Annotated in this window: 21 protein-coding genes and 5 tRNA genes; 20 read left to right on the top strand and 6 right to left on the bottom strand. The window is 63.7% G+C overall.

Annotation, left to right across the window (positions count from 1 at the left end):
* Positions 1–69 precede the first annotated feature (69 nt).
* Entirely contained in the window at positions 70–816 is a 747-nt protein-coding gene (locus tag CKO27_RS01565; protein ID WP_200373086.1) for a HesA/MoeB/ThiF family protein, read from the bottom strand.
* Positions 817–929: 113 nt separating this feature from the next.
* Positions 930–1,340 (bottom strand): hypothetical protein, encoded by a 411-nt coding sequence (locus CKO27_RS01560; RefSeq protein WP_200373084.1) that lies wholly within the window; start codon positions 1,338–1,340, stop codon positions 930–932.
* An 89-nt stretch (positions 1,341–1,429) separates the two neighbouring features.
* On the opposite strand from CKO27_RS01560, the gene CKO27_RS01555 reads away from it, so the two are divergent.
* Positions 1,430–2,185: a lysophospholipid acyltransferase family protein gene (locus CKO27_RS01555; RefSeq protein WP_200373082.1), complete on the top strand. Its 756-nt coding sequence runs from the start codon at positions 1,430–1,432 to the stop codon at positions 2,183–2,185.
* 40 nt (positions 2,186–2,225) lie between these two features.
* On the opposite strand, the gene prmC is transcribed toward CKO27_RS01555, so the two are convergent.
* From prmC to hemA, 3 genes are read right to left on the bottom strand one after another with little or no spacing between them, the layout of a single operon-like run.
* A complete protein-coding gene (prmC, locus tag CKO27_RS01550; RefSeq protein ID WP_200373080.1) occupies positions 2,226–3,092 on the bottom strand; it encodes a peptide chain release factor N(5)-glutamine methyltransferase in 867 nt (288 codons plus the stop codon).
* Positions 3,092–4,171, bottom strand: coding sequence for a peptide chain release factor 1 (gene prfA / locus CKO27_RS01545; protein ID WP_200373078.1), 1,080 nt, complete (start codon positions 4,169–4,171; stop codon positions 3,092–3,094). The genes prmC and prfA overlap by 1 nt, the downstream gene beginning before the upstream one ends.
* Positions 4,168–5,445, bottom strand: coding sequence for a glutamyl-tRNA reductase (hemA, locus tag CKO27_RS01540; RefSeq protein WP_200373076.1), 1,278 nt, complete (start codon positions 5,443–5,445; stop codon positions 4,168–4,170). The genes prfA and hemA overlap by 4 nt, the downstream gene beginning before the upstream one ends.
* A gap of 308 nt (positions 5,446–5,753) precedes the next feature.
* Between hemA and CKO27_RS01535 the strand changes: the two genes are divergently transcribed.
* The 7 genes from CKO27_RS01535 (at position 5,754) to CKO27_RS01505 (ending at position 13,052) form a co-directional block, all read left to right on the top strand.
* Positions 5,754–7,559 (top strand): tetratricopeptide repeat protein, encoded by a 1,806-nt coding sequence (locus CKO27_RS01535; protein WP_200373075.1) that lies wholly within the window; start codon positions 5,754–5,756, stop codon positions 7,557–7,559.
* Positions 7,556–8,458 carry a 4-(cytidine 5'-diphospho)-2-C-methyl-D-erythritol kinase gene (gene ispE, locus CKO27_RS01530; protein ID WP_242470673.1) on the top strand — a complete coding sequence of 301 codons (903 nt, stop codon included), beginning with the start codon at positions 7,556–7,558 and terminating at the stop codon, positions 8,456–8,458. Before CKO27_RS01535 ends, ispE begins: the two co-directional genes overlap by 4 nt.
* Before the next feature lie 43 nt (positions 8,459–8,501).
* Positions 8,502–8,576, top strand: a tRNA-Gln gene (locus CKO27_RS01525).
* Between the two features lie 43 nt (positions 8,577–8,619).
* Positions 8,620–9,573: a ribose-phosphate diphosphokinase gene (locus tag CKO27_RS01520; protein WP_200373074.1), complete on the top strand. Its 954-nt coding sequence runs from the start codon at positions 8,620–8,622 to the stop codon at positions 9,571–9,573.
* Positions 9,574–9,692: 119 nt separating this feature from the next.
* A complete protein-coding gene (locus tag CKO27_RS01515; protein WP_200373073.1) occupies positions 9,693–10,298 on the top strand; it encodes a 50S ribosomal protein L25/general stress protein Ctc in 606 nt (201 codons plus the stop codon).
* A gap of 140 nt (positions 10,299–10,438) precedes the next feature.
* Complete coding sequence (gene pth / locus CKO27_RS01510) at positions 10,439–11,023, top strand: aminoacyl-tRNA hydrolase (protein WP_200373258.1); 585 nt, start codon at positions 10,439–10,441, stop codon at positions 11,021–11,023.
* Between the two features lie 547 nt (positions 11,024–11,570).
* Positions 11,571–13,052, top strand: coding sequence for an OmpP1/FadL family transporter (locus tag CKO27_RS01505; RefSeq protein WP_200373072.1), 1,482 nt, complete (start codon positions 11,571–11,573; stop codon positions 13,050–13,052).
* Positions 13,053–13,100: 48 nt separating this feature from the next.
* Here CKO27_RS01505 and CKO27_RS01500 read toward each other — a convergent pair whose 3' ends face one another.
* Positions 13,101–14,438, bottom strand: a complete 1,338-nt coding sequence (locus CKO27_RS01500; RefSeq protein WP_200373071.1) for a UDP-glucose dehydrogenase family protein — start codon at positions 14,436–14,438, stop codon at positions 13,101–13,103.
* Positions 14,439–14,660: 222 nt separating this feature from the next.
* Between CKO27_RS01500 and CKO27_RS01495 the strand changes: the two genes are divergently transcribed.
* From CKO27_RS01495 to rpoB, 12 genes are all read left to right on the top strand, one after another.
* Positions 14,661–14,745: transfer RNA gene (locus CKO27_RS01495), tRNA-Tyr, on the top strand.
* 136 nt (positions 14,746–14,881) lie between these two features.
* Positions 14,882–14,955 (top strand) — tRNA-Gly (locus tag CKO27_RS01490).
* Positions 14,956–14,981: 26 nt separating this feature from the next.
* Positions 14,982–15,057 (top strand) — tRNA-Thr (locus CKO27_RS01485).
* 67 nt (positions 15,058–15,124) lie between these two features.
* On the top strand, positions 15,125–16,315 hold the full coding sequence (gene tuf, locus CKO27_RS01480) for an elongation factor Tu (RefSeq protein WP_200373049.1): 1,191 nt from the start codon (positions 15,125–15,127) through the stop codon (positions 16,313–16,315).
* Positions 16,316–16,381: 66 nt separating this feature from the next.
* Positions 16,382–16,457: transfer RNA gene (locus CKO27_RS01475), tRNA-Trp, on the top strand.
* A 31-nt stretch (positions 16,458–16,488) separates the two neighbouring features.
* The gene (gene secE, locus CKO27_RS01470; protein WP_200373069.1) at positions 16,489–16,866 is read left to right on the top strand and encodes a preprotein translocase subunit SecE; all 378 of its coding nucleotides are present in this window, start codon (positions 16,489–16,491) and stop codon (positions 16,864–16,866) included.
* Between the two features lie 2 nt (positions 16,867–16,868).
* On the top strand, positions 16,869–17,402 hold the full coding sequence (gene nusG, locus CKO27_RS01465; protein ID WP_200373067.1) for a transcription termination/antitermination protein NusG: 534 nt from the start codon (positions 16,869–16,871) through the stop codon (positions 17,400–17,402).
* A 159-nt stretch (positions 17,403–17,561) separates the two neighbouring features.
* Positions 17,562–17,996, top strand: a complete 435-nt coding sequence (gene rplK / locus CKO27_RS01460; protein WP_200373065.1) for a 50S ribosomal protein L11 — start codon at positions 17,562–17,564, stop codon at positions 17,994–17,996.
* A gap of 1 nt (position 17,997) precedes the next feature.
* Positions 17,998–18,693, top strand: a complete 696-nt coding sequence (rplA, locus tag CKO27_RS01455; RefSeq protein ID WP_200373063.1) for a 50S ribosomal protein L1 — start codon at positions 17,998–18,000, stop codon at positions 18,691–18,693.
* A gap of 274 nt (positions 18,694–18,967) precedes the next feature.
* Entirely contained in the window at positions 18,968–19,495 is a 528-nt protein-coding gene (rplJ, locus tag CKO27_RS01450; protein WP_200373257.1) for a 50S ribosomal protein L10, read from the top strand.
* A gap of 58 nt (positions 19,496–19,553) precedes the next feature.
* Positions 19,554–19,928: a 50S ribosomal protein L7/L12 gene (rplL, locus tag CKO27_RS01445; RefSeq protein ID WP_200373061.1), complete on the top strand. Its 375-nt coding sequence runs from the start codon at positions 19,554–19,556 to the stop codon at positions 19,926–19,928.
* A 239-nt stretch (positions 19,929–20,167) separates the two neighbouring features.
* Complete coding sequence (gene rpoB, locus CKO27_RS01440; RefSeq protein ID WP_200373059.1) at positions 20,168–24,343, top strand: DNA-directed RNA polymerase subunit beta; 4,176 nt, start codon at positions 20,168–20,170, stop codon at positions 24,341–24,343.
* The last annotated feature ends 96 nt before the right edge of the window (positions 24,344–24,439 follow it).

Here is a 24,439-nt window from a genome sequence, read left to right as displayed (position 1 = left end):
ACAGGAGGCAAAAAGGACTGGCATCGGAACAGAGTATCTACGGGTCGAGCCTAGGCCGGGTTGAACCTCTCAGGCCGTGAGGCCGCAGACCGGGCAGGCTGGATCGGCGGGAAGCCGCAGACGGCGCCATTCCATGCCGGCCGCGTCGAGCAGCAGCAGACGTCCGAACAGTGGGGTGCCGAGCCCGCTCAGGATCTTGATCGCCTCGGTCGCCTGAATGCTGCCGATGATGCCGACGAGCGGTGCCAGTACGCCAGTGGTCGAGCAGGTTTCCTCCTGGCTCCCATCATCCGGGTAGAGACAGCGATAACAGGGGCCGCCGGGCTGTCCCGAAAAGGCCGTCACCTGGCCTTCCAGTCGAATGGCCGCCCCGGACACCAGCGGGACGCGCGCCGCGAAACAGGCGGCGTTGACGGCGAAGCGGGTCGTGAAGTTGTCGCTGGCGTCGACCACCAGATCCACCTGCCCGACCAGTTCCGGCAGCCGTCCCTCGGTCAGGCTCGGCTTGATCGCGATGAGTTCGACCTCCGGATTCAGCGCCCTGAGCGCCCTGATCGCCGAGTCCGCCTTTGGCAGGCCGATCCGGTCCGTGGTGTGAAGAATCTGGCGTTGCAGATTGGACAGATCCACGGCATCGAAATCGGCGAGCAGCAGCCGACCGACGCCCGCCGCCGCCAGATACATGGCGACGGGCGAGCCCAGTCCACCCAGTCCGACGATGAGCACGCGCGCCGCTTTCAGGCGCGCCTGTCCCTCGACGCCGAATCCGGGCAGGAGAATCTGTCGGCTGTAGCGCAGTAGCTCTTGGTCGTTCATCGTCGTTGGGGACTCAAGCCTTGGAGGCGCCCATGGTATCGCGGAGCGCCGCGCGGGAGGTCATGGCGGGATGACGGGGGATCCGGCCGTCATTGGCGGTTCAAGGCTGGCGCCTACAAATAGCGCCGCCAATGCTCGGGGCGTTCGTCGCGGCAGCCGTGCTCGATCAGTTCGTAACGCCTGGCGAAGAGTTTACGGGTCGAGTTGATTTCGTCCTCCGGCAGGCCGCTGTTGGCGCGCAGGGTCTCTTCGGTATAGTGATGAAGCGCGCGCCTGAGACGGTTGAAGAGGCTGGTGTCGAGATGCAGACCGAACTCGCTCAACGCCTCCTCGATCTCCAGCAGCGTGGTCTTGAGGACGTCGTAGCGGACACGCAGCAGGAAGGGAGAGGCCGGATCGGCGCTGAGGATGCCATCCACCTCGATCAGGAACAGGGCCGCCGTTCGCGCCTGGTCGGGATTCGGATGAATCCGGTGAAACGCGATTTCGCGGTGCTTGATGCGCTCGGCGTCGTCAATGTCCATAGCTTCTTTATGCTAATCCGGGAACCGAAATAATCAAGCCGAATTTTGCCCTTACGACATGATCCATCCATCTCTAGCGGGGACGCACGATGACCCATCGCGAAGCCACCCTGGGCATCCGGCTGCGGAGCCTGTTGTTTTTCATCCTCTACAATCTGATGGGTATGGCCCATAGCCTCCTGAGTCTCGCCCTGGCGCCCTTTCAGACCTTCGAGCAACGCTATCGCTTCGTCAACCTCTGGACGCGGGCGAGCCTCTGGCTGCTGCGGCGTCTGAACGGGATCGAGATCGAGGTGAGCGGACTGGAGAACCTGCCGCGCGGCGAGGCCCTGGTGGTCATGTCCAATCATCAGAGCGAGTGGGAAACCTTCTATCTCCAGTTGCTGATCTCGCCGCAGGCGACGGTGCTCAAGCGCGAACTGCTCTGGGTTCCCTTTTTCGGCTGGGCGCTGGCCTTGCTTCAGCCGATCGCGATCGACCGGAGCCGGCCGGTGTCGGCCATGAAGACCCTGCTGCGGGAGGGCAAGCGCCGGCTCGATCGGGGCGTCAGCGTGGTCATCTATCCCGAGGGGACGCGGCAGCCGCCAGGGCGAATCGGGCGCTTCAATGCCGGTGGCGCCAAGCTCGCCTGTCATGCCGGAAAGCGGGTGCTCCCCATCGCTCACAACGCTGGCGACTGTTGGCCGGCGCGCTCGCTGCTGCGCCGGCCGGGACGGATCCGGCTGGTGATCGGCGAGCCGATCGACTGCGACGCCGGTCCCGAGGCGCTGATCACCAGGACCGAGGAGTGGATTCGCGAGACGGCGACGACCTTGATGTCCACTCCGGCGGACGGCCGAGGATAGCCGGCGAGTCCTGGCTCCGGGGGCGAGCGGCGCGATCGGATCAGGTGGCGACGCCCAGTGTGACGCGCTCCTGGCCGGCCAGATCCTTCCAGGTTCGCGGATCGCCCAGGCCCCGCTCGCGGAAGAGGACTCTGACCGCCGCGCCCTGGTCGAAGCCGTGCTCGACGATAAGCACTCCGCCAGGGCGCAGACAGCGGCGGGCCTCGCGGGCGATGGCGCGGATCGCGTCCAGTCCGTCGCCTCCGGGCGAGAGCGCCGAGGGCGGCTCGAAACGCAGATCGCCCCGAGCGAGATGCGGGTCGCCCCCGGCGATATAGGGCGGATTGCTGACGATGGCGTCCAGGCGGCCGTCGGCGAAGGCATCGAGCCAGGTGCCTTGAAGGACCGCGATCCGGTCCAGGTCCAGTGTCCGGAAATTCTCCCTGGCGATGGCCAGGGCCGCCGCCGAGCGATCGGTGGCGATGAGTCGCCAGTTGGGACGCTCGCTGGCCAGCACCGCCGCAATGGCGCCAGAGCCGGTGCCGAGGTCGGCGACCGCCAGGGGCGCGGCGGGCGCGAGCCGTTCTAGCGCGATCTCGACAAGTAGCTCGGTCTCCGGGCGTGGGATGAGCGTGGCGCTGGAGACCTTCAGGTCCAGGGTCCAGAAGGCTTGCCGGCCTTGAATATAGGCCATGGGCTCGCCGTCCAGGCGACGGGCGAGGAGTGCGTCGAAGGCGGCGCCTTCGGCGGAACCGACCAGCCGTTCCGGCCAGGCGAACAGGTGCGAGCGTGAAAGACCGGTGGCTTGGCTCAGCAGTAGTTCGGCCTCAAACCTGGGCGTGCTTTCCGGTCGCTCCGCCAGGTGGGTGGTGGCGGAGCGAAGCAGGTCGCCGACGGTGCGTTCTCGCCGGGATTCCCGCTCCGGCATCAGCCGTTCAGCATGGCCGCGAGCTGTTCGCCGCGATATTCGGCCAGCAGCGGTTCGATGACCTGATCGAGCTGCCCGGTCATGATCTCGTCGAGCTTGTAGAGCGTTAGGTTGATGCGGTGATCGGTGAGCCGATTCTGGGGGAAGTTGTAGGTGCGGATGCGCTCGGAGCGGTCCCCGCTACCGACCTGGAGCTTGCGCGACTCCGATTGCTCGGACGCCTGGGTCTCCCGCGCCCCGGCCAGCAGCTTGGCATGCAGCAGCGACATGGCGCGGGAGCGGTTTTTGTGCTGCGAGCGCTCCTCCTGGCACTCCACGACGATTCCAGAGGGTATGTGCGTGATGCGGATCGCCGAGTCGGTCTTGTTGATGTGCTGTCCGCCGGCGCCCGAGGCGCGGTAGGTGTCGATCCGCAGATCGTTGGGATTGATGTCGATGGCGTCGATCGACTCGACCTCCGGGAGTACCGCGACGGTGCAGGCCGAGGTATGGACGCGGCCCTGCGACTCGGTCTCCGGAACGCGCTGGACGCGATGGGCGCCGGGCTCGAATTTCAGTCGCGAGTAGACCCCGGCGCCGGTGACGCGGATCACGACCTCCTTGTAGCCGCCCAGCTCACCGGCACTCTCCGAGACGGGCTCGGTGCGCCAGCCGATGATCTCCGCGTAACGGATGTACATGCGCACCAGATCGGCCGCGAACAGGGCGGCCTCCGCGCCTCCGGTTCCGGCCCGGACCTCCAGAAAGACGTTGAGCTGGTCGCTGGGATCGGGCGGTACCAGCAGGCGTTGCAGTTCCGGCTCAAGGGCCTGTTGTCGCGCCTGCGCGGCGGTGACCTCGTCCTTGGCCAGGGCGGCCATCTCGGGGTCGCCAAGCATCTCCTCGGCCGCCGCCACGTCGCGCTCGGCCGTCAGATACCGCTCGTAACAATGCATGAGCGGTTCGAGCTGGGCGTATTCGCGCCCGAGATCGCGGAAGCGGTTCTGGTCGGAATGGATCTCCTGCTCGGCCATCAGGGCCATGACCTCGCCGAAGCGCTCGGCGATGCGCTCAAGCTTGCCGCGAATGGATGGGGTCATGGGTTGTCGGCTTGGATTCGGGTCTGGTCGAGTTGGAACAGCTCGTTGGCGGCCTCAAGGATGCTGGCATCGCCTTCGCGCGCGGCTTGCCGCAGTCGCGAGCTGGGCGCGTGCAGCAGCTTGTTGGTCAGGGTGTGGGCGAGGAAGCTCAGAACCTCGGCCGGGGGCTTGCCGGCGTCGAGCTGGCGCTTGGCGCGCGACAGCACCTCGTCGCGCAACTCCTCGGCACGCTGGCGATAATCCTGGATGAGTCCGGCGGCGTCTAGCGAACGCAGCCAGGCCATGAACTCGCCGGAGTGGAAGGTGATGATTTCCTCGGCCTGCTCGGCGGCGGCCTGACGGGAGCGCAGCCCCTCGTCGATGACGCCCTGGAGATCGTCGATGGTGTAGAGATAGACGTCGCTCAGCTCGCCGACCTCGGGCTCGATGTCGCGCGGAACCGCGATGTCGACCATGAAGATGGGGCGGTGCTTGCGCTTCTTGAGCGCGCGTTCCACCGTGCCCTTGCCGAGCACCGGCAATGGACTGGCGGTGGAGGCGATGACGATATCGGCCTCGGGCAGGTGATTGGCGATCTCGGTGAGCGAGATGGCGAAGCCGTCGAACTGGGCGGCGAGGTCGTGCGCACGCTCGACGGTGCGGTTGGCGACGATGATGCGCCCGACGCCGTTATGGTGCAGGTGACGGGCCGCCAGCTCGATGGTCTCGCCGGCGCCGATCAGGAGCGCGGTCTGCTGGGATAGGTCGCTGAAGATCTGGCGCGCCAGATTGACGGCGGCGAAGGCCACCGAGACCGGGCTGCTGCCGATCGCCGTCTCGGTGCGCACCGTCTTGGCGACCGAGAAGGCATGCTGGAAGAGTCGCCCCAGCAGCTTGCCGGTCGCGGCGCAGTCGGTCGAGGTCTGGTAGGCGGTCTTGACCTGACCGAGGATCTGGGGCTCGCCGAGCACCAGCGAGTCCAGACCGCTGGAGACGCGCAGCAGGTGAACGACGGCATCGCGGTCGGCGTGCGCGTAGAGAAAGGGGTTGACCCGTTCGTGCTCGATGCCGTGGAAGCCGCTCAGCCAGTGGCGGATCCTCTCCTCCGCGCCGTCCTGGACGGCGCCGTAGAGTTCGGTGCGGTTGCAGGTGGAGAGGATGACCCCTTCGAGAACGCCGTCGCACTTGGTCAGGTCACGCAACGCACCGGCCATGATGTCCGGACCAAAGGCCAGTCGTTCGCGGATATCGATCGGGGCGGTCTTATGGTTGAGTCCGAGGACAAGCAGCTTCATGTTGATGTCGTGTCGTTCTGATTGTTGAATGAAAAGGGCGACGTTGGCGAACATCGTCCGCAAGACGGTGCTGGACTCGGCGCGAGTCCCGTGTCGACCCGCGCCGCCTTGACTTCAATGACGCACCCATGAGATGCAAAACAGGCTAATGTTACCAATTTTTTTGACTCAATGGTTCCCGCGTCATCTGGCGCCCCCGTGACTGGTGGGCGTCGTCACGGCGCTTCAAGCCAACGGAACCACTTGGGTATACTGAAATCCCAGATTCAAGGTCGGTCATCGTCGCAGCTACTTTCGGACTCCAAGTCATGCCTTCTTTATCTTCGCGCCTAGGATCGGTTGGTCTTCTGGCCGGTCTGCTTCTCCAGGTCGGATTGGCCTCGGCCCTCACCGAGCCCGCCTCGCCACCGCCCGAGAGCCCCGCGGGCGGCGCTCAATCGGCGCCCGCGGCGGCGGTCCCGGTGCCGGTCACTGGGCTCGCGCCGGATCAGATCTATGCCGTGCTGGTCGGCGAGATCGCGGGACGGCGGGGCGACATGGCGACCGCCTTCACCCATTACCTGGAAGCGGCCGAGCTGACCCGCTCCGAGCGGATGGCGGAACTGGCCGTGCGCGCGGCCATCAGCGGCGACGACGACGAAGCGGCCGCCCGGGGCATCCGGCTCTGGCTCGCGATCGCTCCAGACTCGCCCGCCGCCTATCAGGTAGCGGCCTTTCTGCGCATCAAGGTTGAGGATCGTGACGGGGCGTTGGATCATCTCCAGCGCCTGGTCGAGCTTTCCGACGAAGGGGTGGAGACGGCCTTCGCGAAGGCGGCGGCCATCATCGCGCGCCTGCCGAGTCCGGATGATCGCGTCTCCATGATGGAGGCCCTGGTCGATCGCTTTCCCGAAAGCGCGGAGGCGCGTCAATCGCTCGCGATGGTGGCGGCCAGTTCCTCGCGAACGGATGTCGCCGAACAGGCGGCGCGGCGCGCGCTGGAGTTGCGGCCCGAGTGGAACGCCCCCCGGCTCTTCCTGGTCCGGCTGCTGCTGTCGGATGGTCAGCGCGCGGAGGCTCGATCCCTGCTTGAAGGCTTCGTCGACGCCAGTCCGGACGACCAGGCCCTGCGCATGCTCTATGGCCAGTTTCTGGTCGAGGAGCAGGAGTTCACGAGCGCGCGCTCGGTCTTCGAGCGCCTGCTGCGCAATCAGCCGAAGGCGCCCGATGTACTCTTCGCGGTCGGTATCCTATCTTTGCAACTCGACGATCTGGAAGGCGCCCGTCTCCATTTCGGTCGTCTCTACGACACCGGCGAGCGCAAGGACGAGGCGGCTTTCTATCTTGGTCAGACCGCCGAACGCGCCGCGGATACCAAATCGGCGCTCGACTGGTACGGGAAGGTGGATGGCGCGAACCTCGACGACGCGCAAGTACGCATGGCCTTCCTGCGCGCCAAGACGGGCGAGGTGGCGCAGGCGCGTGAAATCCTCCAGCGACTGCGGGATCGCTCTCCCGACAACGCGATCCCGCTCTTCATGGTGGAGTCCGAGATCCTCCAGGAGATCGGCCGGCCCGATGAGGCCATGAGCGTCTACGACACGGCGCTCGCCCTCTTCCCCGGCGACGATACGCTGCTGTACGCGCGCGGCCTGTTCGCCATGAAGCGCGATCGCATCGAGCAGGGCGAGCGAGATCTGCGCCAGATCATCGACTCCGATCCGAATCACGCCGACGCCTTGAACGCGCTCGGCTACACCCTGGCCGACCGGACCGATCGCCACGCGGAGGCGCTGGTCCTGATCGAGCGCGCCCATGTCCTGAAGCCCGACGAGCCGGCGATCCTCGACAGCCTGGGTTGGGTCCATTATCGGCTCGGCGATTTCGAGAAGGCGCTGGAGTACCTGCGCCAGGCCCAGGACCAGCTCAAGGATGGCGAGGTCGCCGCGCACCTGGGCGAGGTTCTCTGGGCGATGGAGCGACGGTCGGAGGCCTGGACAGTCTGGGACGATGCGATCAAGGCGTACCCGGAGCACGAGTATCTGCGGGAGGTCATCGGACGTTACCGCGTATCCAGGACCGAGTCTGGTGTCGATGGCCTGGCGCCGGCGGTTCCGAAGGGGGGCGACCGATGAGTCTGGCCGAAAGCGTGCAAGCGCGGGTGATGGCCATGGATGCCGCCCTGGCCTGGCCCGCGCCGGCCAAGCTCAATCTGATGCTGCGCGTCGTTGGTCGGCGCGCCGACGGTTACCATGAGCTGCAAACCGTCTTTCAGTTCATCGATCGTTGCGACCGCCTCTGGTTCGACGTTCGGGATGACGGTTTGATCCGGCGTCCCGCCCCGGTCGAGGGCGTCGAGGAGCGGGATGACTTGACGGTCCGGGCCGCGCGCGCGCTCCAGCGGGCGACGGGCTGTCGTAGTGGCGTCGACATCCGCTGTGAAAAGAATCTGCCCATGGGTGGCGGACTGGGTGGCGGGAGTTCCGATGCCGCCACCACGCTGGTCGCCCTCAATCACCTCTGGGGAACCGGCCTGGACGAGGAGGCCCTGTCCGAGCTGGCGCTGCCGCTCGGCGCCGATGTGCCTGTCTTCGTGCGAGGGCGGGCGGCCTGGGCCGAGGGCGTCGGTGAGCGGTTGGTTCCGGTCGAGCTGCCGGAGCCCTGGTATCTGATTCTGGCGCCGCCGTGCGCCGTGTCGACGAAAGACGTCTTTTCACATCCTGAATTGACAAGGGATTCACAGGTCATCACACTAGCGGACTTCCTGAGCGGGGATGCCTCGAACGACTGTCTCTCCGTCGTGCGTCACGGATATCCGGACGTCGACGTGGCACTCGAATGGCTCTCGGCTTGGGGTGGTGGTCGATTGACGGGCACGGGTGCCTGCGTTTTCGCCGTTTTCGGCGATCAGGAAAGCGCGATGGAGGCGCTACGTCAATCGCCGGCACGGATGCGCGGTTTCGTTGCCCAAGGTCTGAACCGTTCGCCATTGTTCGATCGGCTGCAAGAAGGGCTTCAGGCCGGGGGCGATTAGGCTTCGGGCCGGTTCCCGAGGTCGCTTCGGTCATCCACACATTTGGGGCGTCGCCAAGAGGTAAGGCACCGGGTTTTGATCCCGGCATCCCCAGGTTCGAATCCTGGCGCCCCAGCCATTCTCCAGCTTCATCTCGCGTTCCCGCGGACAGGAATGAACCCATGCCTGCCAGCCAACTAATGGTCTTCTCCGGGAATTCGAACCCGGAGCTGTCCGCCGAAATCGCCAGTCATCTGAGTCTGCCCCTTGGCAAGGCCGTCGTCGGCCAGTTCAGCGATGGCGAGGTGATGGCCGAGATCCAGGAGAACGTCCGCGGTCGCGATGTCTTCGTGGTTCAGCCCACCGGCGCGCCGACGAACGACAATCTGATGGAGCTTCTGGTGATGATCGATGCCCTGCGCTGGGCGTCGGCCAAACGCATCACCGCCGTCGTGCCCTATTTCGGCTATGCCCGCCAGGATCGACGTCCACGATCGGCCCGGGTTCCGATCACGGCCCGGCTGGTCGCGAAGATGATCGGTCAGTCGGGCGCCGATCGCATGCTGACCGTGGATCTCCACGCCGACCAGATCCAGGGCTTCTTCGATATCCCGGTCGACAACGTCTATGCCTCGCCGATCCTCCTGGGGGATGTCTGGCGTCGGAAATACGATGACATCATGGTGGTCTCGCCCGATGTCGGCGGCGTGGTGCGCGCGCGCGCGCTCGCCAAGCGGCTCGACGACGCGGATCTGGCGATCATCGACAAGCGTCGCCCGCGCGCCAACGAGGCGCAGGTGATGAACATCATCGGCGATGTGGAAGGACGCTCCTGCGTGCTCGTCGACGACCTGGTCGACACCGCCGGTACCCTGTGTCGGGCCGCGGAGGCTCTCAAGGATCATGGGGCGCGCCAGGTGGTGGCCTACTGCACCCATCCGGTCCTGTCCGGGCCGGCGGTGGACAATATCATGGGCTCGGTGCTCGACGAACTGGTGGTCACCAATACGATTCCCCTGACCCCGGCGGCCAAGGCCTGCGGAAAGATCCGGCAGTTGAGCATCGGCGAACTGCTGGCCGAAACCATGCGCCGGGTCTCGAACGAGGAGTCAGTCAGTTCCTTGTTCGTGGACTGACGCGCGCGAGCCATGAGGGGGCCTTGCGCGGCCCCAAGCCAATGGCGCCGGAATCCTGGTCGCGGGATTCCGGCGTATTCATTTACAAGTATCAAGAACCGTTTAACTGGAGAACGCCAATGAGCGTAAATTTCGACGTCAACGCCCAGCCTCGCGCGGCGGCAGGGAAGGGTGCGAGCCGCCGCCTGCGCCGCGAGGGGCTGGTCCCGGCCATCGTCTATGGTGCCCATCAAGACCCCGAGACGGTCTCGGTCTCGCACAACGAGCTGCTCAAGCACCTGGAGAGCGAAGCTTTCTACTCGCATGTGCTCGATCTCAAGCTTGGCGATCAGGTCACCAAGGTGGTCTTGAAGGACATGCAGCGGCATCCCGCCAAGCCCTTTATCCTGCATGTCGACTTCATGCGCGTCTCCCAGGACGAGAAGCTGCGCATGACGGTGCCCCTGCATTTCCTCAACGAGGAGAAGAGCGTGGGTGTCAAGCTGGGTGGTCAGGTGTCTCACCATCTCACCGAGGTGGAGATCCTCTGCTTGCCCCAGGATCTGCCTGAGTTCATCGGCATCGACATGACGGGTCTGGACATCGGCGGTATCGTTCACCTGTCTGAAATCCCCATGCCCACCGGCGTCACGCTGGCGCATGCGCCGGATCCGGACGAGCCCGTGGTCGTGATCCATGGCGCGCACGCCGGTGGCGAGGACGAAGAGGAAGGCGAGGGCGCCTGATAACTCCATTGGCGTGGGGCGGGTGTCGTTTGGCGCCGCTCCCGCGCCGGTTACTTGGGTCGCCGTCGGTGGATCCTGGACCAATGTCCAGACGGGCTCTTGCCGACCACCGACGCCTCTTCGCGGAATGGACCGAGACGATGGCAGAGACCGGCATCCGTCTGATCGTGGGTTTGGGAAATCCTGGGGCGCAGTACGAGCAGACGCGCCACAACGTCGGGTTCTGGTTCGCCGAGGCCGTCGCGGGTGCCTATCGCGAGCCCTTCCGGCTGGAGCCGAAGTTCCACGGTGAACTCTGTCGGATCACGGCTGGCGGATGCGATGTCCGCTTGCTGAAGCCTTCCACCTACATGAATCGCAGCGGCCAGGCCGTCGCGGCCGTCGCGCGCTACTTCGATGTGGCCCCAGAGCAAATTCTGGTGGCCCACGACGAACTCGACCTGCCCGTTGGGGTGATTCGCCTGAAACAGGGTGGTGGCCATGCCGGTCACAATGGTCTGCGCGATACCATCGCCGCTCTGGGCTCTCGCGATTTCTGGCGTCTGCGCATCGGCATCGCCCATCCAGGCGATCGAACGCTGGTGACGGGCTATGTCCTCGGGCGTCCATCCCGCGACGATGACGGGCGCATCCGTGATGCGCTGAACGACGCCGAGCGCCTTCTGCCCGATCTTGTCGTCTCCCGCTATCAGCCGGCCATGAATCAGCTGCACAGCCAGCGTTAGCGCCTCCCACGAGCCTTCGGCTCTCCAAGTCTTACATCATCCGGAAAAGGCCGTCAGCCGCTTCCGGCCCCGTTAGGCGATAGCCTTCCGGCTTTCGGGCGAGCGTGCCACGGGCGAGCGATCGGTTTTCCGCCTGACCGCCTGCCGCTTATCCACTCGTCCTCGATTCCCTGGTCTCGTGCCGTTGTGGGGTGATGCCTAGAGGTTTCGGGTCTATTGGCGCGCCGCCGTCGGACCGATGACGCCCAAGGTCGAATAAGGCGGGCGCTTCGTTCCGGTATTCGCGCCCATTTATCGGTATTTTATAAATTTCTAATGTAATGAATTTGTTGATATGAATTCATTTTGACAATATGTCTTCCTCGGTCGAACATCGCATCAAAGATGCCACGGTTGTTTCAATGTCTCGGTCTGGCCCTGGACGGGTACCATTCGAGGATTCCGCCGAGGCTCTTGTCGCGCGATATCCAACAGGGATTCGCGTGATTGGATCGATGATTACAAGAGCTGATAAGCCCATAAAAACCCGCAGGGGGACATTCCAATCATGAATTCAAGCATCAGGCGTGTGCTGGTTGTCGCGTTGGCGACATCGAGTGCGATTCCGGTCACGGCTTCCGCGACCAATGGCTTCTTTGCCCACGGTTGGGGTGTCCGGTCCAAGGCCATGGCGGGTGTCGCGACGGCCTTGCCGCAGGATACCCTGGTCACGGCCACGAATCCGGCGGGCATGGCCTTTGTCGGCAACAGCTTCGATGCGAGCGTTTCCTTGTTCAGCCCATCGCCGCGTGGATACTCGGCGAACAACGATTACGCGACGCAGCAGGTCCAGTCGCCCAATGGCAATTTCACCATGCCGGCGGGTGGTTTCGTTACGCCGGGTGAATACGACAGCAGTGATGATTGGTTCCTGATTCCGAGTTTTGGCTACAACCGGCAGCTCGATGAGCGCAGCACCGTCGGTATCGCGGTCTACGGTAACGGAGGGATGAATACGCGCTACAAGGATCGGGCACCCTTCGAGAATTTCTCCGTTTACCCCAATCAGCGCGTAGGGGCCTATCCGGACGGTAGCTTCGGCCCCTTCTTCGATTTTTCCTCGGGGCAGCCGGCGCCGGTCACGGAGGCGGTGGCGGGAACGGTCAACGGCAACCCGAATGGTATCTATAGCGCCACGACGCCGACCGGAATCAATCTCGAACAGCTTTTCATCCAGATTCCCTATACCGTCAAACTCGGTGGTGGAAGCCAGTCCGTTGGCATCGCCCCGGTGTTCGCGATCCAGCGTTTCGAGGCGACCGGACTGGAGCCGTTCAAGCAGATGTCGTTGCGGCCGGACAAGGTGACCAACAATGGGGTGGACTTGAGTTACGGGGCGGGTCTTCAGTTCGGTTGGTACGGGCAGGTCTCGGACCAGCTTGCCTTGGGTGCCTCCTACAGAACCACGGTCTGGATGTCCAAATTCGACGATTACGCCGGTCTGTTCGCCGACGGCGGCGCCTTCGATATCCCGGCGATGTTCAACCTGGGACTGTCTTATAGGGCTCAACCGAATCTGACGCTGGCCTTCGATTATCAGCACATCTTCTACGACGAGACCCACTCGATCGCGAACTCCAACGACGCGGATCTCACGGCCTGTCAGGGGGGCGGTCCAAAGCCTTCCTACTGTCTCGGCGGTAACAGCGGCGTTGGATTCGGCTGGGAGAGCATGGATATCCTCAAGCTGGGGCTGAGCTATGACGCCAACGATCGTCTGAGCCTGCTGGCGGGCGTGAGCTATAACACCGATTTTCTGAAGTCGGATCGGCAGGGTCTCTTCAATGTCCTCTCCCCGGCGACGGTGCGTTGGCACTGGACGCTGGGCGCGGCCTACAAGGCGACCAAGGCCGATGAGTTCTCGCTGTCCTTCGCCTACATGCCGGAGGCGACCTTCGACGGAACCAGTCCAACCCTAACCCAGACCCAATCGGGTAGCCTCTACATGGAGCAGTACGAGATCAGCCTCGGCTGGAGTCGGCGCTTCTGACCGGGACGGCCGGGGGCGTCGAGCGCGCTCCCGGCCGGGGTGCCGGTTTCAATCGGGGCTCAGGGGGGCTCGGCCGATGGAGATGTAGGTTAGGCCGGCCGCCTTGGCGAGCTGGCCGTCGAGGATATTGCGGCCATCGAAAATGACGGCGGCCCGTAGCCTGGCCTTGAGGATGGCGAAGCTGGGGCTGCGGAATTGCGACCACTCGGTCAGGACCGCCAGGGCATCGGCTCCATCCAGCGCGGCCATGGCCTCTGGCGCCAGGATCAGATCGGGGCGTTCGCCGTAGATCCGCTGGGTTTCCTCCATCGCGACCGGGTCGTAGGCCTGTACCCTGGCCCCGGCCGCCCATAGCGACTCCATCAACACTCGACTGGAAGCCTCGCGCATGTCATCCGTGTTGGGCTTGAAGGAGAGCCCCCAGATCGCGATGGTTTTGCCCGCCAGTTCCCCGCCGAAATAGTCCTCGATCTTGGTGAAGAGCACGTCCTTTTGGCGGAAATTCACCGCTTCGACCGCTTGCAGGAGTTGGGCCTCGTAACCCAGGTCGCGTGCCGTATGTTCCAGTGCCCGGACATCCTTGGGGAAGCAGGAGCCGCCATAGCCGCAGCCAGGGTAGATGAACTGATAGCCGATGCGCGGATCCGAGCCGATGCCGACACGGACCTTCTCGATGTCGGCGCCCACGGCCTCGGCGATGTTGGACAACTCGTTCATGAAGCTGATCTTGGTCGCCAGCATGGCGTTGGCGGCATATTTGGTCAGCTCGGCCGAGCGCACATCCATCAGCATGAGGCGGTCATGGCTGCGGTTGAAGGGGGCGTAAAGCGCCCGCAACAGCTCTGCCGTTCTGGGGTTGTCGGTGCCCACGATGATGCGGTCCGGGCGCATGAAGTCCTCGATCGCGGCCCCTTCCTTGAGGAACTCGGGATTGGAGACGACATCGAATTCCACCGCCTGTCCACGGCCTTGCAGCGTCTCGCGCACCTTGTCCGCCACCTTGTCGGCCGTGCCCACGGGCACCGTCGACTTGTCGACCAGGATGCGATAGGAGTCCATGTGTTCCGCGATGGTGCGCGCGACCGCGATCACATACTGGAGGTCGGCGGACCCGTCCTCGTCGGGTGGGGTGCCCACGGCGATGAACTGAAACAGGCCGTGCCTGACGCCGGCCTCGGCGTCGGTTGAAAAGCTCAGCCGGCCCGCCGCGCGGTTGGCCTGGACCAGCTCGTCCAGGCCGGGCTCGTGGATTGGGATCCCGCCATTGTTGAGTAGCTCGATCTTCCTTGGATCTATGTCGATGCAGAGAACGTTGTTGCCAACCTCCGCGAGACAGGCCCCGGTAACCAGGCCGACGTAGCCCGTGCCAAAAATCGTTACGTCCATTTCTCGGTTCTCGAGTTAAGCCGATAGGGTGTGAATAGAAGACGGAATGTTATCAGCTTGAGAGTCGCCGATCCTGGGTTTGCCGTGCGACGCCCGGATGGATGAGAGCTTTTGGGGTGGCGAGCCGGCTCCGGAGCCGGAGCGCTGGCTCCTGACGGATCCCAGAGTGCAACGAAGTGGTTGACGATGGTTTCGCGGCCTTCTATACTGCGCCGCTCGTTTGGAGGGGTTCCCGAGCGGTCAAAGGGATCAGACTGTAAATCTGACGGCTCAGCCTTCGGAGGTTCGAATCCTCCCCCCTCCACCACTTCAAGGGTGTTTTCGGGGCGCGGCTTTTGGCGTGGACCGGTCCGCTTAAGTGATTTGCATCGAGCGTGGATCGTCGGTCAATGTTTGTCGTGGCCCTGTGGCTTGTGCGGGTTTCTGGCGTGAATTGACGCCCCGCGGGTGTAGTTCAATGGTAGAACCTCAGCCTTCCAAGCTGATGGTGTGGGTTCGATTCCCATCACCCGCTCCAAGTCTTGCGTGTGGAAGGTTTGTTCAGCCCATGTAGCTCAGTTGGTAGAGCACACCCTTGGTAAGGGTGAGGTCACCGGTTCGACTCCGGTCATGGGCTCCAATTTATGTTAAGGTCTTGCGTGCCCTGAGGTGCGTTCCGTCGATTTGATACATGCGGGGAGCCGTTCATGTCCAAAGAAAAGTTCCAACGTAGCAAGCCACACGTCAACGTCGGCACGATTGGCCACGTCGACCACGGCAAGACCACGCTGACGGCGGCGATCACCACGCATCAGGCGAAGAAGTTTGGTGGGGTAGCGCGGGCGTACGACCAGATCGACAACGCCCCCGAGGAGCGCGAGCGCGGCATCACCATCGCCACCGCGCACGTCGAGTACGAGTCCACCAAGCGTCACTACGCCCACGTCGACTGCCCTGGACACGCCGACTACGTCAAGAACATGATCACCGGCGCGGCGCAGATGGACGGAGCCATTTTGGTGGTATCCGCCGCCGACGGCCCGATGCCCCAGACCCGCGAGCACATCCTGCTCTCGCGTCAGGTCGGCGTGCCCTACATCGTCGTCTATCTGAACAAGGCCGACATGGTCGACGACGCCGAGCTGCTCGAACTGGTCGAGATGGAAGTGCGCGAGTTGCTCTCCAGCTACGACTTCCCGGGCGACGACACCCCGATCGTCACCGGCTCGGCCAAGGTCGCGCTGGAAGGTGTCGACTCCGAGATCGGCACCCAGTCGATCGACCGCCTGATGGACGCCATCGACAGCTACATCCCCGAGCCGGTTCGGGCCATCGACGGCGCCTTCCTGATGCCGATCGAGGACGTGTTCTCGATCTCCGGGCGTGGCACCGTGGTCACGGGTCGCGTCGAGCGCGGCATCGTCAAGGTCGGCGAGGAAGTCGCCATCATCGGGATCAAGGACACGGTCAAGACGATCTGCACCGGCGTCGAGATGTTCCGCAAGCTGCTCGATCAGGGTCAGGCGGGCGACAACATCGGCGCGCTGCTGCGCGGCACCAAGCGCGAGGACGTCGAGCGTGGTCAGGTGCTGGCCAAGCCCGGCTCGATCACCCCGCACACCCATTTCGAGGCCGAGGTATACGTGCTGAGCAAGGAAGAGGGCGGACGACACACCCCCTTCTTCAACGGCTACCGTCCCCAGTTTTATTTTCGCACCACCGACGTCACGGGCGCCTGCGAGCTGCCCGAGGGCATCGAGATGGTCATGCCGGGCGATAATGTGAAGATGACGATCAAGCTGATCGCGCCGATCGCCATGGAAGAGGGTCTGCGGTTCGCGGTGCGCGAAGGCGGCCGGACCGTGGGCGCGGGTGTGGTCTCCAAGGTTATCGAGTAGAGTAGTTCAACGGCTCGGGTATGTGGGGTCGTCCCAGGCCCCGCTTATCGCAAGTCGTTCCGATTTAGGCCAGTAGCTCAATTGGCAGAGCAGCGGTCTCCAAAACCGCAGGTTGGGGGTTCGAGTCCCTCCTGGCCTGCCATTTTATCGTCGCTTAGTTAACAGGCGATTTCATGAATTCACGCGTAGAGGCCCGTGGCGCCAGCTTGGATGTAGTCAAGCTGGCTGTCGCTGTTTCCTTGCTGGTTGGTGGCATTCTTGCCTTCTATTACTTCTCGGGCATCTCGACCCTGCTGCGGGTGATCGGTCTCTTGGTGATAGGAGCCGGTGCCGCCGCCATTGCCTTCCAGACGGAGAAGGGGAGGTTGCTGTGGCAGTTCGCTTCTGATTCCCGGATGGAAGTTCGCAAGGTGGTCTGGCCTTCGCGGCAAGAAACCCTGCAAACGACACTGGTCGTGGTTGTGATGGTGCTGATCGTCGGCATCGTCCTCTGGTTGTTTGACATGATCCTGATGTCGATTTTGCGGTTCTTGACTGGCCAAGGGGGCTGAGAATGTCCAAACGTTGGTACGTTATCCATGCGTACTCGGGCTTCGAAGGGCAGGTTAAGCGCTCGCTGGAAGACCGCGTCAAGCGCGCGGGTCTTGAGGATTCCTTCGGGATGATTCTGGTTCCCACGGAAGAGGTCGTCGAGATGCGCGGCGGTCAGCAGCGCAAAAGCGAACGCAAGTTCTTCCCCGGCTATGTGCTGGTCAACATGGAGCTGACCGACGAGACCTGGCATCTCGTGAAAAGTGTTCCCAAGGTCATGGGCTTCATTGGCGGAACCGGCGACAGGCCGGCGCCCGTGCCGGATTCCCAAGCCGAAATCATCCTGCGTCGTCTTCAGGAAGGTGGTGAGAAGCCGCGTCCGAAGGTTCTGTACGAACCGGGCGAGGTGGTGCGAGTGACCGATGGTCCCTTCACGGATTTCAACGGTGTGGTCGAGGACGTCGACTACGACAAAAGCCGGGTCAAGGTGTCCGTCCTCATCTTCGGGCGTTCGACTCCGGTCGACCTTGAGTTCTCCCAGGTGGAGAAAGGCTGAGTTCCGTTGGATCCGCATCCGTCGACGCCGAATTGGCGCTGAATCGATTCTGGCCGAATCCGTTTCCGGGTCGGTCTCTATAAGAAACGCCCCTGCGGGGGCCATGCACGGGGAGCCAGGCGAATGCCGTCTGGCGTTCGCACCCATTGGAGAGCAATCGTGGCAAAGAAAATCAATGCCTACATCAAGCTGCAGGTAAAGGCGGGTGAGGCGACTCCCAGCCCGCCGGTCGGCCCCGCGCTTGGTCAGCATGGCGTCAATATCATGGAGTTCTGCAAGACGTTCAACGCTCGAACGCAAGAACTCGAGAAGGGAATGCCGACCCCGGTGGTCATCACCGTCTACTCGGATCGTAGCTTCACCTTTATTACCAAGACCCCGCCGGCGTCCATCCTCCTCAAGAAGGCGGTCGGGCTCGCCAAGGGCAGCCCCAATCCCAACACGAACAAGGTCGGTGTCGTGACGCGCGAGCAACTCGAGCAGATTGCGACGCTCAAGATGCCCGACCTCACCGCGGCCGATATGGATGCCGCCGTGCGTACCATCGCGGGCAGCGCGCGCGCCATGGGTCTGAATGTCGAGGGGGTGAATTAAGATGGCTCAACTCACGAAACGTGCCCGTGCGATCCGCGAGCGTATCGAGTCGGGTAAGGTCTATCCAGCCGGCGAAGCCTTCGTGCTGCTCAAGGAAGTTTCGACGGTCAAGTTCGCGGAAAGTGTCGATGTGTCCGTGAATCTGGGCGTGGATCCGCGTAAGTCGGATCAGGTCGTGCGTGGCTCCACCGTGCTGCCGCACGGGATTGGCAAGACCGTCCGTGTCGCGGTTTTCGCGCAGGGCGCGGGCGCCGAGGCGGCGCTGGAAGCCGGCGCCGACAGAGTCGGTTTCGAGGATCTGGCCGAGGAAGTCAAGGCCGGCAAACTCGATTATGACGTGGTCATCGCCTCGCCCGACGCCATGCGAATCGTCGGACAGCTCGGCAAAATCCTTGGCCCCCGCGGTTTGATGCCGAACCCCAAGGTGGGTACGGTTTCCCCGGACGTGGCGGAGGCGGTTCGCAATGCGAAGGCTGGACAGGTCCGCTATCGCACCGACAAGGCGGGCATCATCCATTGCCCGCTCGGCAAGGTCGACTTCGAGCCGGAAAAGCTTCGGGAAAACCTTGAAGCCTTGCTCACCAGCCTCATGAAGGCGAAGCCCACGGCCGCCAAGGGCATCTACATGAAGAAGGTCACGGTTTCCAGCACCATGGGGCCTGGGCTGACGGTCGATCATTCCGCGTTGAGTTTTTAGTCCGTGGCGGCCGGCGCCCAGCGCCGGCCGCCTGGATGGTTTCTTTGAGGTCTCGGCAACCGCTGGAGACCGTCAAAGACCGCAGGTGTTCCGGTGTCCATAAGGAGACGGCCGCCGGGACTTAATGCCGACATCGCCTGCGCAGACGGTGCTCCGGAATCAGGTTGATAGCTGATGAAGGCGCACGATCTCGGTGACTCTGTCCGTCGAGGGATCCGACGGCAGGCTCGCCGCCCGGCCAAGGCCGGGTTTTTATCTCAGTGAGGTGACGACAGTGGCGCTGAATTTTGCGCAAAAAGAAGCAATCGTCGCCGAAGTCGCGGAAGTTGCGAAGAGCGCCTATTCGGCCATCGGGGCCGAGTACCGGGGCTTGACCGTGGGGCAGATGACCAAGCTGCGCGTGGAAGCACGCAAGGCCGGTGTCTACGTCCGAGTGGTCAAGAATACCCTGGCACGGCGCGCGCTGGAAGACACGGATTTTGCCTGCATGCGCGATGGCCTCACCGGGCCGATGATTCTCGCGTTTTCGCAGACGGATCCGGGGTCGGCGGCGCGTGTCCTGGAGGCGTTCGCTAAGGAGCATGACAAGTTTCAGGTGCGCCTGATTGCCCTGAGCGGCAAGCTGCTCGATCCCTCGGAGATCGGTAATCTCGCGAAGATGCCGACCTACGACCAGGCGATCAGCCTACTCATGGCCACCATGAAGGCTCCCGTGCAGAAGCTCGCAGCGACCATCAACGAGGTGCCGGGCAAACTCGTCCGCACGCTCGCCGCGATTCGCGATGCCAAGGAAGCCGCCTGATCGGCGTCTTCCATTCATCAGCAACCCGATCAACCGTATTTAGTTCCAGGAGAAGCCCATGGCCGTTTCGAAAGACGAGATCCTCGAAGCGATTGGTAACATGACCGTGCTCGAGGTCGTCGACCTCATCAGCGCGATGGAAGAGAAGTTCGGCGTCACCGCCGCCGCTGCGGTGGTTGCCGCCGCACCTGCTGGCGCCGATGCCGCGCCGGTCGAGGAACAGACCGAGTTCGACGTGATCCTGGCCTCGTTCGGCGCCAATAAGGTGAACGTCATCAAGACCGTGCGCGCTCTGACCGGTCTTGGCCTGAAGGAAGCGAAGGATGCCGTCGAAGGCGCTCCGACCACCCTGAAGGAAGCCGTGTCCAAGGCCGAGGCCGAGGCCGCCAAGAAAGAGCTCGAAGAGGCTGGCGCCACGGTCGAAATCAAGTAACGGCGCTTGCGTCGTTACCTTTTCGACCAAGCAGGCAGGCTGGCGGCGAAAAGCCGCCGGCCTTTTCCCGTTGGGCTCGCTGGGTTCGACGGGCTCGCTTGTACCGCGTGTCTCGCGTCTCGCGCCCCATCGGGCGTTGACCGGGGGCACGCCTTGATACCCGTTCCAAGCCATCCGCAATCCGCACCCGTGTTCACGCCCCGTCAGGGACCCACGCAAGCACCTCGAGGGAAGGCATAATGGCCTATTCGTTCACCGAAAAGAAGCGTATCCGCAAAGACTTCGGCAAGCGTCCCAGCATCCTGGACGTCCCGTTCCTCCTGGCGACGCAGATCGACTCTTACCATGAGTTCCTGCAGGCGGACCGCACGGCCAAGGACCGCCGGGACATGGGTCTGCACGCGGCCTTCAAGTCCGTGTTCCCCATCGAGAGCTACTCGGGCAACGCCGTCCTCGAATACGTGAAGTATCGGCTGGGCGAGCCGGTGTTCGACGAGCGTGAGTGTCATCTGCGTGGCGCGACCTTCGCCGCGCCCCTGCGCGTGCTGCTGCGCCTGGTGATCTACGACAAGGAGGCCCCGGCCGGCTCCAAGGTCGTCAAGGACATCCGCGAGCAGGAAGTCTACATGGGCGAACTCCCGCTCATGACCGGCACCGGCACCTTCATCATCAACGGCACCGAGCGTGTCATCGTCTCGCAGTTGCACCGCTCGCCGGGTGTCTTCTTCGATCACGACAAGGGCAAGACCCACTCCTCGGGCAAGCTGCTGTTCTCGGCGCGCGTCATTCCCTATCGGGGCTCCTGGCTCGACTTCGAGTTCGATCCCAAGGACAACGTCTTCGTGCGCATCGACCGTCGGCGCAAATTGCCGGCGACGGTGCTGCTGCGCGCGCTGGGCTATGGCGTGGACGACATCCTGTCGCGTTTCTTCGAGACCGACGTCTTTCGACTCCAGGGCCAGAACGTGACCCTGGATCTGGTGCCCGAGCGTCTGCGCGGCGAGACCGTCGGTTTCGACGTCAAGATCGGTGACGAGGTGTTGGTGGAATCCGGGCGTCGCGTGACCGCGCGCCACATTCGCGAGCTTCAGAAGGCCGGCGTCGAGCGTCTTGAGGTGCCCGCTGAGTTCCTGATCGGCCGGATCCTGGCGCATGCCCAGATCGACGCCGATACCGGCGAGGTCTTCGCCGAGGCCAACGATCCAATCACCCCGGAGATCCTGGATACCCTGTTCCGCAAGGGTGTCGAGACCCTGGAGACCCTGTTCGTCAACGACCTCGATCAGGGGCCCTATATCTCGGAGACCCTGCGCATCGATCCCACGACCAGCGATCTGGAGGCCCAGGTCGAGATCTACCGGATGATGCGCCCCGGCGAGCCGCCGACCAAGGAGGCCGCCCAGAATCTGTTCCACAATCTGTTCTTCACCCCCGACCGTTACGATCTGTCAGCGGTCGGCCGGATGAAGTTCAACCGTCGTCTCGGCCGTCCGTCCGAGGAAGGCCCGGGTGTTGTTTACGACGGTCGCTATTTCCGTGGCCGAACCGACGAGTTCTCCAAGTCGCTGTTCGCCGAGCACGGAGAGGAGACGTCGGACATCATCGATGCCATGAAGATCCTGGTCGAGCTGCGCAATGGCCGCGGCACGGTGGACGACATCGATCACCTGGGCAATCGTCGTATCCGCTGCGTCGGCGAGATGGCCGAGAATCAGTTCCGCGTGGGCCTGGTGCGCGTCGAGCGCGCCGTGAAGGAGCGTCTGTCGCTCGCCGAGTCCGAGGGACTGATGCCCCAGGAACTGATCAACGCCAAGCCCGTCTCGGCCGCGATCAAGGAGTTCTTCGGCTCCAGTCAGCTCTCGCAGTTCATGGACCAGAACAATCCGCTCTCCGAGGTGACCCACAAGCGTCGCGTCTCGGCCCTGGGTCCAGGCGGTCTGGCGCGCGAGCGTGCCGGGTTCGAGGTGCGCGACGTGCATCCGACCCACTATGGCCGCGTCTGTCCGATCGAGACCCCTGAAGGCCCGAACATCGGCCTGATCAACTCGCTGGCCGTCTATGCCCGGACCAACTCCTACGGTTTCCTGGAGACCCCGTATCGCAAGGCCGAGGGCGGCAAGGTCACCACCGAGATCCACTACCTGTCCGCGATCGAGGAGGGGAACTTCGTCATCGCGCAGGCCAATGCCACCCTGGATCCGGATGGTCGGCTCATGGACGCCCTGGTCTCCTGCCGGCATGCGAACGAGTTCGCCATGCGGGTTCCGGAGGAGGTTCAGTACATGGACGTCTCGCCGCGCCAGATCGTCTCGGTCGCGGCCTCGCTGATTCCCTTCCTGGAGCACGACGACGCCAACCGCGCCCTCATGGGATCGAACATGCAGCGTCAGGCGGTGCCGACCCTGCGCGCCGAGAAGCCGCTGGTCGGCACCGGCATGGAGCGCGTGGTCGCCAAGGACTCGGGCGTCTGCGTGGTGGCGCGTCGTGGTGGCGTCATCGAATCGGTGGACGCCGCGCGCATCGTGGTGCGCGTCAATGACGACGAGGCGGTGCCGGGCGTGCCGGGCGTCGACATTTATAACCTGACCAAATACACGCGTTCGAACCAGAACACCTGTATCAATCAGCGTCCGCTGGTCAAGCCGGGCGAGGTCATCGCCGTGGATGACGTGCTCGCCGATGGGCCTTCCACCGACATGGGCGAACTGGCGCTGGGGCAGAACCTGCGCGTCGCCTTCATGCCCTGGAACGGTTACAACTTCGAGGACTCCATCCTCATCTCGGAGCGGGTGGTCCAGGAGGACCGTTTCACCACCATCCACATTGAGGAACTGGCCTGCCTGGCGCGCGACACCAAGCTCGGCCCGGAGGAGATCACTGGCGACATCCCCAATGTCGGCGAGTCGGCGCTGTCCAAGCTCGACGAGTCCGGCATCGTCTATGTCGGCGCCGAGGTGCGCGACGGCGACATCCTGGTCGGCAAGGTCACGCCCAAGGGCGAGACCCAACTGACCCCGGAAGAGAAGCTGTTGCGGGCCATCTTCGGCGAGAAGGCCTCGGACGTTAAGGATACGTCCCTGCGTCTGCCCACTGGCATGAACGGGACCGTGGTCGATGTCCAGGTCTTCACGCGCGATGGCGTCGAGAAGGACAAGCGCGCCATGCAGATCGAGGAGATGGAACTCGACCGTGTCCGCAAGGACTTCGCCGATCAGCAGCGCATCATGGAGAACGACACCTTCCATCGCGTCGAGCGGATGCTGATCGGCCGGATCGCGGACGGTGGTCCGAGCGGTTTCAGGCCCGGCTCCGAGGTGACCAGGGAATATCTGGATTCACTCAAGTCGCGGGGGTCGCGCGACGGCTGGTTCGAGATCCGCATGCGCGACGAGGAGATCGCCACCCAACTCGAGGCGGTCGCCGCCCAGGTCAAGCAGCAGCGCGAGGAATTCCGCGAGCGCTACGAGGTCAAGAAACGCAAGATCTCGAGCGGTGACGATCTGGCCCCCGGCGTGCTCAAGATGGTCAAGGTCTACGTGGCGGTGAAGCGTCGCATCCAGCCGGGCGACAAGATGGCCGGTCGGCACGGCAACAAGGGCGTCATCTCCAAGGTCGTGCCGGTCGAGGACATGCCCTTCTCGGCCGATGGCGTGCCGGTCGATATCGTGCTCAACCCCCTGGGCGTGCCTTCGCGCATGAACGTGGGGCAGGTGCTCGAGACCCATCTGGGCTGGGCGGCCAATGGGCTCGGCGTCAAGATCGGCCGGATGCTCCAGCAGCAGGCGGCGATCGGCGAGCTGCGCGACTTCCTGGACCAGATCTACAACCGCAGCGGCAAGCAGGAGGATCTGGCGAGCTTCACCGACGAGGAGATCCTGGAACTGTCCCGCAACCTCGTTCGCGGAGTGCCGCTGGCGACACCGGTGTTCGACGGCGCGACCGAGGAAGAGATCAAGGCGATGCTCAAGCTCGCCGATCGGGATAACGCCGACCAGGGTATCCCCAGCGGCCAGACCATCCTCTTCGATGGTCGCACCGGTGACGAGTTCGAGCGGCCGGTGACCGTCGGTTATATGTACATGATCAAGCTGAACCATCTGGTCGACGACAAGATGCACGCCCGCTCGACCGGTCCCTACAGCCTGGTCACCCAGCAGCCGCTGGGCGGAAAGGCGCAGTTCGGCGGTCAGCGCTTCGGTGAGATGGAGGTCTGGGCGCTGGAGGCTTACGGTGCCTCCTACACCTTGCAGGAGATGCTCACGGTCAAGTCCGACGACGTCAATGGGCGCACCAAGATGTACAAGAACATCGTGGATGGCGACCATCGGATGGAGGCCGGCATGCCCGAGTCCTTCAATGTGTTGGTCAAGGAGATTCGATCGCTTGCCATCAACATCGAGCTTCAGCAGGACTGACGTCCGTCCGACGTGCGTTCGACTCAGTAAAGAAGCCGTTCGCGGGCACTGTGGCTGCCCGCGAAACGCAGGGCTAGCGCTTAGCCGGTTATCCCA

It is taken from the genome of Thiocystis violacea, from assembly GCF_016583575.1.
Lineage (GTDB): Bacteria > Pseudomonadota > Gammaproteobacteria > Chromatiales > Chromatiaceae > Thiocystis > Thiocystis violacea.
The sequence above is the reverse complement of the archived record's forward strand: the minus strand, read 5'-3'. Positions and strand labels throughout refer to the sequence as shown.